This window comes from Peribacillus sp. TH14, assembly GCF_016651145.1.
GTDB classification, from domain to species: domain Bacteria; phylum Bacillota; class Bacilli; order Bacillales; family DSM-1321; genus Peribacillus; species Peribacillus butanolivorans.
The window spans coordinates 2,017,501-2,030,000 of record NZ_JAEKEK010000001.1; the positions used below are offsets into that span (position 1 = coordinate 2,017,501).

Sequence of the window (12,500 nt, forward strand, 5' to 3'; positions counted from 1 at the left end):
AAAATTTCAAAAGAAACCTCCTGAAAGGAAGTTTCTTTTGAACTTGCTTAAAACATACCTGGAAGGTTCATCCCTTTAGTAAATTGCCCCATCGTCTGGTTTGTCAGTTCTTCTGCTTTTTTCAGAGCATCATTGGTAGCAGCTAATACTAAATCCTGAAGCATATCGATATCATCTGGGTCAACAACTTCTGGTTTGATGATTACATCAACTATTTCTTTATGCCCTGTCACGATAACTGTTACCATTCCACCGCCTGCAGTACCTTCAATCTTTTTTTCACCTAGCTCTTCTTGTGCCTCTGCCATCTTCTTTTGCATCTTCTGCATTTGTTTCATCATGTTTTGCATATTACCACCGCGCATACCCATTTTTCCTACCTCCAATTATTCTTTAATTTCAAGTAAATCATCGCCGACTAATTTTCTAGCCTCTGCTATAAAGGGGTCTTCTTCTTTTGATTCCGTTTCTTCTGTACCTTCGAACTGCTGTGTTGAAATAAAGTCCTCTCGCAACCTCTGCCATTGGCTCTCTGGAACTCCAGCTATCTCCATACGGCGACCAGTTAATTGCTGCATGATTGAGGCAATCACTTCCACGAAACGGTTATTTTCCATTGCCATTTGACAATGGATATCATATTTGAATTTTACCACAAAAGCCTCAGTTGACGCAGCAACAGGTTCTGCTTCTGTTAATAAAGCTGCTAATGACTTTTGGTTTTGCTGACCTAATTGTTCAAGTACTTCGCCCCACTTGCTTTTCACTACATTCAAATCTGGTTTCGTTGCTTGTTTTAAAACTTGATTAATCTTGCCTGTTGGCGCTTTATAAGCCTTTTTTATAACCCGCTGTGATTTCGCCTGTTCTGCAGGCTTTTCTGCCACAGCCGCTGAGATGCCACTTCTCTGTATTTCCTGTAATTTAACTTCCAAATCCTCTATTTTCTGAAGCAATTGTTGAATCTGCCCATTGTCCATTTGATTTGGCCTTTGCTCATTACATAATTTCACAAGAGCCACTTCAAGGAAAATCCTTGGATGATTCGTCCATTTCATATCCTGCTGTGTTTGATTGAAACTTTCAATAGTGGAATAAATCGATTCAGAAGAGATGACTTCTGATAATTCTTTAAATTGCGGATCGATTAACACGCGCTCAAAAGATTCAGCGAGAGCTGGTGCTGTTTGGTACAACAACATATCACGGAAATAATAAATCATGTCTTCAATGAACCGAGCTGGGTCTTTTCCCATAGCCAACAATTCATCAAGTACTTCAAGTGCCACTGCTACTTCTTTATCATAAATTGCTTTTGCCAACCGACTTAAGAATGCCTGCGAAACAGAACCAGTGACAGTCAATGCATCTTCTACAGATACCGTCTCTGAACTGAATGAAATTGCCTGGTCAAGCAAGCTTAGCGCATCACGCATCCCGCCTTCAGCTGCTCTCGCAATAATATGCAAGGCCTGTTCATCACATGAAACCCCTGTTTCAGCAATGATTTGAGCCATACGCCCAACAATATCCTGCGGCTGAATTCTTTTGAAATCAAACCGTTGACAACGCGAAATAATCGTTAGCGGAATCTTATGAGGTTCAGTCGTTGCTAATATAAAAATAACGTGCTTTGGCGGTTCTTCCAATGTTTTTAATAACGCATTGAAGGCCCCTTGTGAAAGCATATGTACCTCATCAATAATATAAACTTTATATGTAGCCGCATTCGGTGCATATTTGACCTTATCACGAATGTCACGGATTTCTTCGACACCATTATTGGATGCTGCATCAATTTCAATAACATCTGATATGGAGCCATCAGTGATTCCGCGGCAGGTAGCACATTCGTTGCAGGGTTCACTTATCGGGGCATGCTCACAATTCACTGCTTTTGCAAGAATTTTGGCAGCGCTCGTTTTCCCTGTCCCACGTGGACCGGAGAATAAATAGGCATGCGAAACCTTTTGCCCGATTAGGGCATTCTGCAACGTTTTTGTTACATGTTCCTGCCCAACTACATCAATAAATTGTTGTGGCCGCCATACCCGGTATAATGCTTGATACCCCACGGAAATCCCTCCTTATTTTCTCCATCTTGTTTATTATACATTACTGATTTCCTTATTTTCAAAGTCAGCTTAAAGAAAACTCACTGATTGTCATATTCTTTTCAAGATTTACAACTAATTTAACTTCTTAACGTGCAAAAAAACTCACCCGATACGAATGAGTTTTTTGATTATGTAAAATAACTGCCGTGCACCTTCTGTCGATTAGCAACCATAAGCGTTACTTAAGCAGTTAGCTCGGCCCAGGCAACCCTGCGGCACATGAGAACTTCCACTTAATGCTGCTTCCTTCCGGACCTGACATGGTTCATGGAGACCCATTGCGCAGGACCCGGGCGTCAACACCACTTACTTAAGGCAGACCCTACAGTACGCTAACCTCGAGAAGGAATTCAACCTCGCTAGAGCGGATTGCGAGTACAGGGCACCGCTACCTCCCCGTCTAGCACGGCAAATGTAATACCAATTTTCATAGCGTCACATCGACGCATAATTCATTATACTAAGGTAACAAAAAAAACGCAAGCCTTGTTCATTGAACAGTCTATTTCCCTAATCTTTATAAAAGGAAAAAGGCACGCACATCAAGTATTCAGACAAGGTTATTTATTTTCTTCCATATTTTTGAGTGCTTTCTCCTTTTTCAAGGTTTTCTTTCGATTCCTAAGCTCTTTAAAAAAGGCTGTCAGGATCCCTCCGCACTCGTCCCGCAACACACCGCTTGTAACCTCACACTGATGGTTGAAGCGTTCGTCTTGAAGTAAATCCATAAATGTCCCTGCACAGCCTGCCTTTGGATCATGGGCGCCAAAAACGACCCTTTTCACCCTCGATTGCAGAATAGCCCCAGCACACATAGGGCAAGGTTCCAACGTTACATAAAGTGTCGCCTTCTCAAGGCGCCAACTACCAAGTGAACCACAAGCCTCATTAATCGCAAGTAGCTCCGCGTGGGCAGTAGCATTCTGCTCTGTTTCCCGCAGGTTATGCCCCCTCGAAACTATTTGATCATCTATCACAATTAAAGCTCCAATCGGCACTTCGTTCAACATCTGCGCCTTTTCAGCTTCCTTTAAAGCCAATTTCATGTAATAGGCATCATCTTTCATAAAAAAACCCCCTCATATTAAGTAGGAGTAAACAGACAAATATAAGACAAAATAAAGGTCATACTACTTATTCTAATGAATAGTAACGCAAGCGACCTACAGGCTGCAAGTAAATTCAAACAATATAAGGAGGATTTAACATGAAAAAATCTACTTCCCCTTCCTTTGCTTTGCTTATCATTGATATAATTAATGATTTTAATTTCAATCACGGTGACATGCTCCTTGAACATACGAAGCTTATCATCGAGCCAATACTGAAGTTGAAAAAGCACATGAAAGAAAAGGGATTCCCTATCATTTATATCAATGACCATTATGATTTATGGCAGGCTGACTTCGATAAGATTATCGACACCTGTAAAAATACAGGAAATGCTCAGCTAATTGAAAAAATCAAACCACAAAAAGATGAGTTCTTTCTCATCAAACCGAAGCATTCGGCTTTTTATGGGACTGCCCTTAATACACTGCTTAAACAACTGAAGGTGGAAACCTTAATTCTTACCGGCATTGCTGGTAACATCTGTGTGTTATTCACGGCTAATGATGCCTATATGCGAGAGTACCAATTATGGATCCCTGAGGATTGTATCGCTTCTGCATCAAAAGAAGATAACCTTTATGCGTTAACGATGATGAATCATGTTCTCAAAGCTTCCACACAAAAAAGCAGAGACGTTTAGATTGAAAGACTTCGTCCAACTAGGCACTGACATTCCACTACCCTCGCATGACACTCCTAAATTCTCCTTCATTAACACCGGACAAAAATATCACTTAAGCTTCAAGTCTGTGATACAATATCTCTTGGCTGAAAAACCTAATAAACTGGGAGTTTCAGTCCTATACCTCATTGAAGGAGGACAGAATGGATGAAAATCACCCCATTTATCACTGTCGAAGGTCCAATCGGTGTAGGGAAAACATCACTAGCAAAAGTTATCGCTGACCATTTCCAAATTTCACTATTAAAGGAAATCGTTGATGAGAATCCATTTCTCGGGAAATTTTATAACAATATCGATGAGTGGAGCTTTCAAACAGAAATGTTTTTTCTATGTAACCGTTACAAGCAATTAGAAGATATTGAAACGAAGTTCCTTACTAATGACCAAGCCGTAGTGGCTGATTACCATATATTCAAGAACTTAATATTTGCTGAACGTACGTTAAAAAACGGACAATACAATAAATACCTTGAAATATTCAATATCTTAACTCGAGATATGCCGAAACCAAATATGGTTATTTATTTAAACGCAAGTCTGGATACTCTTCTGTCCCGAATCGGCAAAAGAGGACGTGAATTCGAAAAAAACATCAGCTCCCATTATTTAGAGCAGTTATCTTCGGATTATCAAACATTTATGGAAACGTTTGAGAAACAGCACCCTGACATACCTGTTCTTACATTTAATGGAGATGAATTGGATTTCGTTGGGAATAGGAATGACTTGAACACGATAATCATCCAAATAGAGAATGCCCTGCAAAAAGGAGTACAGCCACATGAACTTACGAAAGAAGTATAATATTCCAAACAACGCCGTCATTACGATAGCAGGGACGGTTGGTGTAGGTAAATCGACCATGACCAACGCATTAGCGAATGCCCTACAATTTAGGACATCTTTTGAAAAGGTTGATACGAACCCCTACCTGGATAAATTTTACGATGATTTTGATCGTTGGAGTTTCCACCTGCAAATCTACTTCCTCGCTGAACGGTTTAAAGAGCAGAAAAAAATCTTTGAATATGGCGGCGGTTTTATCCAAGATCGTTCCATCTATGAAGACACAGGAATTTTTGCAAAGATGCATTATGAAAAAGGGACAATGAACGAAGTAGACTACGAAACGTACACAAGCCTATTCAACGCGATGGTAATGACACCCTACTTCCCTCATCCTGACTTGCTTATCTATCTCGAGGGATCACTTGATGATATCCTCGACCGGATCCAAGAACGGGGGCGGCCGATGGAACAGCACACTCCTATTGAGTATTGGAAGGAAATGCACGGCCGTTACGAAGAATGGATTGATCAATTTAATGCCTGTCCGGTCCTTCGATTAAATATAAATGAATATGACCTTAAGCAAGATGAGGCTAGTATTGAATCTCTTATAAAACGGATCGCTGAATATATGGAGCAAACCAGATTATTACGAAAAATATAAATAATAAAAAACCACCGGGAATCCCAGTGGTTTTTTATTATATTAGAAAACAAAAATTCCGTTACAGAGATGTAACGGAATTTAACGATATCCAATTTATGCGCTGTGGTTATTAATAAGTTATGGAGGAGGTAGAGGGATTCGAACCCCCGCGGGATTTGACTCCCCTGTCGGTTTTCAAGACCGATCCCTTCAGCCGAACTTGGGTATACCTCCGTATCAACATTTATTATAATACATTGAATCAAAATCAAAGTCAAGCACTCTTAGAACATTTTTTTAAAATAATTATTAAACCAAATAAAAAAAGAACAGTTTCTCTATTACGAGAAACTGTTCCTTTTATACTTTTGAAACATTATGGTTTAATGACTTCCACACCGCGCATATAAGGTCGTAATACTTCAGGGATGACAACACTGCCATCTTCCTGCTGATAATTTTCCAATAGTGCGGCAACTGTCCGGCCGATTGCCAATCCTGACCCATTAAGTGTATGAATATGTTCTGGTTTCCCTTTAACATCACGGCGGAAACGGATATTAGCCCTTCTAGCCTGGAATGCTTCGAAGTTACTACAAGATGAAATTTCACGATACGTTCCATAGCTCGGGATCCAGACTTCGATATCATACTTTTTCGCAGCAGTGAAACCAAGATCGCCTGTACACATGCTTAATACTCGATAAGGAAGGCCTAGCAATTGAAGCACTTTTTCAGCATGTCCTGTAAGGTTTTCCAATTCTGCATAAGAGTCTTCTGGCTTTACAAACTTCACTAATTCCACTTTATTAAACTGGTGCTGGCGAATTAACCCGCGAGTATCACGACCAGCAGAACCTGCTTCTGAACGGAAAGATGCACTGTATGCTGCATAGCTTATCGGCAGATCGTCTATGCCTAGAATTTCATCACGGTGGAAATTTGTCACAGGCACTTCAGCTGTTGGAATCAAGAAATAATCGTCGCTCTCAATACGGAAAGCATCTTCCTCGAATTTAGGTAACTGACCTGTGCCTGTCATGCTTGCACGGTTCACCATATATGGAGGCAGCATTTCTTCATATCCATGTTCTTCAACATGAAGGTCGAGCATAAAACTAATTAACGCACGCTCTAAACGAGCACCGAGACCTCTATAAAAAACAAATCGGCTTCCGGTCACTTTCGCTGCCCGTTCAAAATCAAGGATTCCTAAATCTCCAGCCACATCCCAATGTGGTTTCGGTTCAAACTTAAATTGCGGCAATTCGCCCCATTTACGGATTTCAACATTATCATCTTCCGTTTCACCCACTGGTACACTTTCATGTGGAATATTAGGGATAGAAAGCAGCAGCGTTCCTAACTGGGATTCTACTTCACGAAGTTCATCATCAAATCCTTTGATTTGATCACCAACCTCACGCATTTCCACAATCAACTGGTCTGCATCTTTTTTCTCCCGTTTCAATACAGCTACTTGCTGTGAAACTTCATTCCGTTTACTTTTCAGTTTTTCTGTATCAGCAATTAAAGATCGACGCTTCACGTCTAACTCCTCAAATTTACCTAAATCAGTTAAATCTTCTCCTCTAAATTGCAGAACACGTTTCACTTCTTCAAAATTATTTCGTACATATTTCAAATCCAACATTTACAGTTCCTCCTCATTTATGATTTGTTAATTTATCAGAGAACGCAAAAAACTCCCGTCCCCTGAAGAAGGGACGAGAGTTAACCCGCGTTGCCACCCTAGTTGAAGGCATATGAAAAATACCTTCCACTTATCACGATAACGGCTTTTAACCGAAAGTAATTACTGACCCAATTAAGGTGTTCCATACTCTGCTCCAGGAGGGATTCACAAAACTCTAACACCGATTTCCACCAGCCATCGGCTCTCTTTAGAAAGAAATATTTGTTACTATATCCTGTCATGGCTTTCTCATAATCAAATTCTTTTCCATAATGTACTATAATTTTATACATTACGCAACCGTTTTATACACGAAACTTAAAACCAGCCTTTTACAGTAGAAGATACACTGCTCCATACATCACCAAAGAATCCACCAACTGCTCGCATTGATAACACAAACCAGTTTGCTTTTTCAACAGATTCTGCAGCTACGACGTCAACCTTCGCTGAATCCCCGTTAATATACCCGTAATCTTTACCATTTTTAGGAGTAACAGTGATGTAGCCAACCTTCTCACCTTTTTTGATTGGTGCAGTCAACTTACCGTCTTTGTCCAATTTGTTTTTATCAATCACTAATTCTGTTTTATAGTTTTCTTTCTCACCATTCTCAACAAGCAGTTCAATCGCTTTTTTAGATTGGATATTAACATTTTTCTCCTTACCTTTAACTACCGAAAGGGTTTCTTTCCCTTTCACTTGGTAATTGGCAGGAAGAATTTTTTCTTTTTCAAATGTTGCATATGCATAGTCCATCAGCTTAGTACTATCCCTGAAGCGTTCATTTTTAGTAGTAGACTTCATAACCACTGTAATATAACGTTGACCATCTTGGATAACTGTCCCCGTATGACCATAACCGGCAAAGTCAGTAGAACCTGTTTTCAGACCGTCTACACCTTTATATTCAAAAATCAGACCAGGTAACATCCAGTTGAAGTTTGGATACTCTTTCCCATCACGGAACTTCAATTTAGAAATGCTGGCATACTTTAATACTTCCGGATAATCATTAATAAGACGATAAGCAAGAAGTGCAGTATCAGTTGCTGTCATGACATTTTCTTCATCTTTTTTACCAGTAGGATACTGCCCTAACAAATTAGAGTTATTCAAGCCGCTGGCGTTGACGAATTTATGGTTTTTCAGACCTAGCTTCGTTGCTCTTTCGTTCATCAATTTCACAAAATTCTTTTCGCTACCAGAAACTAGCTGAGCTAAGGCTACTGTCGCCGCATTTCCTGAATAGACAGCCATCGCTTGATATAGTTCCTTAACTGTATATTCTTCACCTTCTGTTAAACCAATATTCGACAAATTCGGTGCTTTTGAAAGATCATGTACATACTTATTTATTTTAACTTTTTGATCCCAAGTGATTTTCCCATTTTCAATTGACTCCATTATGATGTATTCTGTCATCATTTTTGACATGGATGCAATCCCTAATACTTTATCGGCATTTTTTTCATACACGATTTGTCCTGTTTTACCATCTATAATGATGGCTGCCTCTGCTTTTAAACCTAAATTATCAGATTCAGCTTCAGCTTCCCCCGGTTGATAGGCAAATTGCGACATAACAAGAACAAAAACAAAAGTGAAAATGAGGGTAATCTTGCTGATTTTTTTCAATTTCCAATACCTCCAACTATTAAGCTTATCTCTATAACAAAAGAAGAAACTCTATCTATTTCCCTTAATCCTTGTTTAGTTTATCACAGAAGAAATAAAAAAAATAGACAGAGTCATCGGAGACTCTGCCTATTTTCACTTTAAATTTTAATGACAATTATAAGTTAAATTTATTACAATGAATAGTTCGGCGCTTCTTTTGTAATTTGAACATCATGTGGATGACTTTCCCTTAACCCCGCACCAGTCATTTTAATAAATTGAGAGTTTTCTCTCAAATCTTCCAATGAAGCTGTACCGCAATACCCCATTCCTGAACGAATACCACCGATCAGTTGGAAAATAGTATCTGAAAGAGGTCCTTTATATGGAAGGCGTCCTTCTATGCCCTCTGGAACAAATTTCTTATTATCTTCCTGGAAGTAACGATCCTTAGAACCTTTTTCCATTGCTGCAACAGAACCCATTCCCCGGTACACTTTAAAACGGCGTCCTTGGAAGATTTCTGTTTCACCTGGGCTTTCAGTTACACCGGCAAGCATACTTCCAAGCATGACTGCGTGTCCACCAGCGGCTAGAGCTTTAACGATATCACCCGAGTATTTAATTCCGCCATCAGCGATAATTGTTTTTCCATGTTTCCTTGCTTCTGTTGCACAATCGAAAACGGCCGTAATTTGAGGAACGCCTACACCAGCTACAACTCTTGTAGTACAAATAGATCCCGGTCCAATTCCCACTTTAACAACATCGGCTCCTGCTTCAATCAGTGCTTTCGTTCCTTCTGCAGTGGCCACGTTACCAGCGATGATAGTAAGTTCAGGATATTTTCCACGAATCTCCTTTACTGCGTCAAGGACGCCTGTTGAATGACCATGAGCAGTATCAAGTACAATTGCATCTACTTGAGACTTAACAAGCATTTCTACACGCTTCATTGTATCTTTAGTCACACCGACAGCAGCACCTGCGAGTAATCTACCTTGCTTATCTTTTGCTGAATTAGGGAACTCAATGACTTTCTCGATATCCTTGATTGTAATAAGCCCTTTTAATACACCGTTATCGTCTACAAGAGGGAGTTTTTCAATTTTATACTTTTGAAGAATTTTCTCGGCTTGTTCCAGGTTAGTTCCAACTGGAGCTGTAACCAGATTCTCTATTGTCATAACACTAGAAATCTTCAAGGAAAAATCGGAAATAAATCGCAAATCACGGTTCGTAATAATACCAACAAGTTTTTGATCCTGTTCATTATTAACAACTGGTACACCCGAAATACGGTATTTACCCATTAAATGCTCTGCATCAAACACTTGGTGATCTGGTGTTAAGAAAAATGGATCTGTAATAACACCGCTTTCTGAACGTTTTACTTTATCAACTAATTCAGCTTGTGCTTCAATCGACATATTCTTATGAATAATACCTAACCCACCTTGACGAGCCATAGCAATTGCCATCTCTGCTTCTGTTACGGTATCCATTCCTGCACTGATGATAGGAAGGTTGAGCTTTAAATTCTCGGCTAAGTTGACTTGAAGGTTAACATCTTTCGGTAAAACCTCTGATTTCGCTGGAATTAATAGGACATCATCAAAGGTTAAACCTTCTTTTGCAAATTTATTTTCCCACATAATTTTCCCCTCCTGCTTAAAAATATTATTTGTAGGTTATCAATAGGACATACTACTGTCAAGAAGAGAAATAAATGTTAGATTATTCTATCAATTCAAAGGAGAGGCTGCAATGCCTGAAAACAATGATAATTTCGATAAATATACGCCTTTTTTTTCTGCATCTTCATCTCAACTTTTTTTACAAAAATGTTACACACATGAAAAAATAGAAGATGCAGAAATAAAAAGTTACGAAAACTGTTATCCTTTTATATACCATCTTGAACATGCGAAAACCTATTATAAACAGGCTGCTATAGCACCACTTTCTATTCAACCAATTTTATCCTTTTATGGATTTACCCAATTGTTAAAGGCCTGTCTACTTACCATCGATCCCAACTACCCGGAGTCCACTTCGTTGCTTGCTCATGGGGTAACTACAAGAAAGAGAAAAAAGCAACAATACGACTTTTTAAAAGATGAGGTAAAAACGCAAAAGAATGGACTTTTCACCTGTATTGCTGAAAAAATATTTAATTTAAAACATATGGAAGGTGAAAAATTTTCTATGGAAACGTTATTAAAAGAAATTCCAGATATGCAAAGCCTTGCATGGAATATTTCCCGTAAAAATTTTATACCTCTGTTACCTTCTTCTGATGGTTTTCAATTGCCTTCTACCATATTGGATAGCTATCAAATGACTAGTAGCCGCTTCGAGGAGTTTTTGACATCAAAAATAAATCATATATGTCACCTTACAGAAACTCCTGGAAAACTGCTAATACAAATAGATAAAGTTCTTGTTTATAATGCTCCTTCTCCTATACGGTATAACTTGGTAGAGGAACAATTCATGTTATCCCTCAATAAAAGTTCGTCGGCTTTTTTATTACCTGAACTTTTGATTCATTATTTAATCTCTTATAACCTAAGTATAATAGCTCGTTATGAAACAGAATGGTGGGCAGAGTTGATGAAAACTATGCCTAATGATGATTACCCCTGTATAGTGCAATTCCTTAAAATAAGCCAATCTAAGGTACCATTTTTAATATTTGAATGGATTAGGTCTGAAAGGTTCAACCCCTGATTATTCTAACTACCTTCCAATAGGAAATGACTTATGGAAAATCTGATATACGAAAAAGACCAGCCAAGGATGGCTGATCTTTTTGAATGGCTTGGCGGCGTCCTACTCTCACAGGGGGAAACCCCCAACTACCATCGGCGCTGAAGAGCTTAACTGCCGTGTTCGGAATGGGAACGGGTGTGACCTCTTCGCTATCGTCACCAAACAATGAAGGAACGTTGTTCCTTCAAAACTAGATAATAAGAAGGTATTTCATTTTTTAAAGCGTGGTTAAGTCCTCGATCTATTAGTATCAGTCAGCTCCACATGTCGCCACGCTTCCACCTCTGACCTATCAACCTGATCATCTTTCAGGGATCTTACTAGCTTGCGCTATGGGAAATCTCATCTCGAGGGGGGCTTCATGCTTAGATGCTTTCAGCACTTATCCCGTCCGCACGTAGCTACCCAGCTATGCCTTTGGCAAGACAACTGGTACACCAGCGGTGCGTCCATCCCGGTCCTCTCGTACTAAGGACAGCTCCTCTCAAATTTCCTGCGCCCGCGACGGATAGGGACCGAACTGTCTCACGACGTTCTGAACCCAGCTCGCGTACCGCTTTAATGGGCGAACAGCCCAACCCTTGGGACCGACTACAGCCCCAGGATGCGATGAGCCGACATCGAGGTGCCAAACCTCCCCGTCGATGTGGACTCTTGGGGAGATAAGCCTGTTATCCCCGGGGTAGCTTTTATCCGTTGAGCGATGGCCCTTCCATGCGGAACCACCGGATCACTAAGCCCGACTTTCGTCCCTGCTCGACTTGTAGGTCTCGCAGTCAAGCTCCCTTGTGCCTTTACACTCTACGAATGATTTCCAACCATTCTGAGGGAACCTTTGGGCGCCTCCGTTACTCTTTAGGAGGCGACCGCCCCAGTCAAACTGCCCACCTGACACTGTCTCCCACCCCGATAAGGGGCGCGGGTTAGAATTTCAATACAGCCAGGGTAGTATCCCACCAACGCCTCCACCGAAGCTAGCGCTCCGGCTTCTCAGGCTCCTACCTATCCTGTACAAGCTGTACCAAAATTCAATATCAGGCTGCAGTAAAGCTCCACGGG

General features: G+C 40.2%; 10 protein-coding genes, 1 tRNA gene, 2 rRNA genes, 1 other RNA gene and 1 other annotated feature (1 of these 15 running past the window's edge). Of the genes, 4 read left to right on the forward strand and 10 right to left on the reverse strand.

Going from position 1 to position 12,500, the window contains the following annotated elements; genetic code table 11:
- Positions 1–47: 47 nt before the first annotated feature.
- From JFU50_RS09825 to tadA, 4 genes are all read right to left on the reverse strand, one after another.
- Positions 48–365 (reverse strand): YbaB/EbfC family nucleoid-associated protein, encoded by a 318-nt coding sequence (locus JFU50_RS09825; RefSeq protein WP_053348895.1) that lies wholly within the window; start codon positions 363–365, stop codon positions 48–50.
- A 21-nt stretch (positions 366–386) separates the two neighbouring features.
- Positions 387–2,075, reverse strand: a complete 1,689-nt coding sequence (gene dnaX, locus JFU50_RS09830) for a DNA polymerase III subunit gamma/tau (RefSeq protein WP_201222478.1) — start codon at positions 2,073–2,075, stop codon at positions 387–389.
- Between the two features lie 186 nt (positions 2,076–2,261).
- Positions 2,262–2,526, reverse strand: an RNA gene (gene ffs / locus JFU50_RS09835) — signal recognition particle sRNA large type.
- Between the two features lie 151 nt (positions 2,527–2,677).
- Positions 2,678–3,184: a tRNA adenosine(34) deaminase TadA gene (tadA, locus tag JFU50_RS09840; protein ID WP_057219375.1), complete on the reverse strand. Its 507-nt coding sequence runs from the start codon at positions 3,182–3,184 to the stop codon at positions 2,678–2,680.
- A 140-nt stretch (positions 3,185–3,324) separates the two neighbouring features.
- Between tadA and JFU50_RS09845 the strand changes: the two genes are divergently transcribed.
- From JFU50_RS09845 to JFU50_RS09855, 3 genes are all read left to right on the forward strand, one after another.
- Positions 3,325–3,870: an isochorismatase family cysteine hydrolase gene (locus tag JFU50_RS09845; RefSeq protein ID WP_201222479.1), complete on the forward strand. Its 546-nt coding sequence runs from the start codon at positions 3,325–3,327 to the stop codon at positions 3,868–3,870.
- A 189-nt stretch (positions 3,871–4,059) separates the two neighbouring features.
- Positions 4,060–4,719 carry a deoxynucleoside kinase gene (locus JFU50_RS09850; RefSeq protein WP_201222481.1) on the forward strand — a complete coding sequence of 220 codons (660 nt, stop codon included), beginning with the start codon at positions 4,060–4,062 and terminating at the stop codon, positions 4,717–4,719.
- Positions 4,697–5,368 (forward strand): deoxynucleoside kinase, encoded by a 672-nt coding sequence (locus tag JFU50_RS09855; protein ID WP_098178168.1) that lies wholly within the window; start codon positions 4,697–4,699, stop codon positions 5,366–5,368. The genes JFU50_RS09850 and JFU50_RS09855 overlap by 23 nt, the downstream gene beginning before the upstream one ends.
- Before the next feature lie 123 nt (positions 5,369–5,491).
- Here JFU50_RS09855 and JFU50_RS09860 read toward each other — a convergent pair.
- The 4 genes from JFU50_RS09860 to guaB all read right to left on the reverse strand — a co-directional run bounded on the left by JFU50_RS09860 (position 5,492) and on the right by guaB (position 10,321).
- Positions 5,492–5,584: transfer RNA gene (locus JFU50_RS09860), tRNA-Ser, on the reverse strand.
- Positions 5,585–5,726: 142 nt separating this feature from the next.
- Entirely contained in the window at positions 5,727–7,004 is a 1,278-nt protein-coding gene (serS, locus tag JFU50_RS09865) for a serine--tRNA ligase (protein WP_201222482.1), read from the reverse strand.
- 66 nt (positions 7,005–7,070) lie between these two features.
- Positions 7,071–7,297, reverse strand: a binding site (T-box leader).
- A 67-nt stretch (positions 7,298–7,364) separates the two neighbouring features.
- Positions 7,365–8,684 (reverse strand): D-alanyl-D-alanine carboxypeptidase family protein, encoded by a 1,320-nt coding sequence (locus tag JFU50_RS09870; RefSeq protein WP_242485349.1) that lies wholly within the window; start codon positions 8,682–8,684, stop codon positions 7,365–7,367.
- Positions 8,685–8,857: 173 nt separating this feature from the next.
- Entirely contained in the window at positions 8,858–10,321 is a 1,464-nt protein-coding gene (gene guaB, locus JFU50_RS09875; protein ID WP_201222483.1) for an IMP dehydrogenase, read from the reverse strand.
- 112 nt (positions 10,322–10,433) lie between these two features.
- Here guaB and JFU50_RS09880 point away from each other — a divergent pair, with 112 nt between their 5' ends.
- Positions 10,434–11,399, forward strand: coding sequence for a YaaC family protein (locus JFU50_RS09880; protein ID WP_201222484.1), 966 nt, complete (start codon positions 10,434–10,436; stop codon positions 11,397–11,399).
- An 89-nt stretch (positions 11,400–11,488) separates the two neighbouring features.
- Here the strand turns inward: JFU50_RS09880 and rrf are convergent.
- A 5S ribosomal RNA gene (rrf, locus tag JFU50_RS09885) occupies positions 11,489–11,604 on the reverse strand.
- Positions 11,605–11,665: 61 nt separating this feature from the next.
- Positions 11,666–12,500, reverse strand: a 23S ribosomal RNA gene (locus tag JFU50_RS09890); it runs 2,098 nt beyond the window's last position.

Excerpts from the sequence above, each read along its gene's own strand:
- serS (WP_201222482.1), bottom strand. The coding sequence starts at position 7,004 with ATGTTGGATTTGAAATATGTACGAAATAATTTTGAAGAAGTGAAACGT.
- JFU50_RS09845 (WP_201222479.1), top strand. The coding sequence starts at position 3,325 with ATGAAAAAATCTACTTCCCCTTCCTTTGCTTTGCTTATCATTGATATA.
- JFU50_RS09855 (WP_098178168.1), top strand. The coding sequence starts at position 4,697 with ATGAACTTACGAAAGAAGTATAATATTCCAAACAACGCCGTCATTACG.
- JFU50_RS09825 (WP_053348895.1), bottom strand. The coding sequence starts at position 365 with ATGCGCGGTGGTAATATGCAAAACATGATGAAACAAATGCAGAAGATG.
- tadA (WP_057219375.1), bottom strand. The coding sequence starts at position 3,184 with ATGAAAGATGATGCCTATTACATGAAATTGGCTTTAAAGGAAGCTGAA.
- guaB (WP_201222483.1), bottom strand. The coding sequence starts at position 10,321 with ATGTGGGAAAATAAATTTGCAAAAGAAGGTTTAACCTTTGATGATGTC.
- JFU50_RS09880 (WP_201222484.1), top strand. The coding sequence starts at position 10,434 with ATGCCTGAAAACAATGATAATTTCGATAAATATACGCCTTTTTTTTCT.
- JFU50_RS09850 (WP_201222481.1), top strand. The coding sequence starts at position 4,060 with ATGAAAATCACCCCATTTATCACTGTCGAAGGTCCAATCGGTGTAGGG.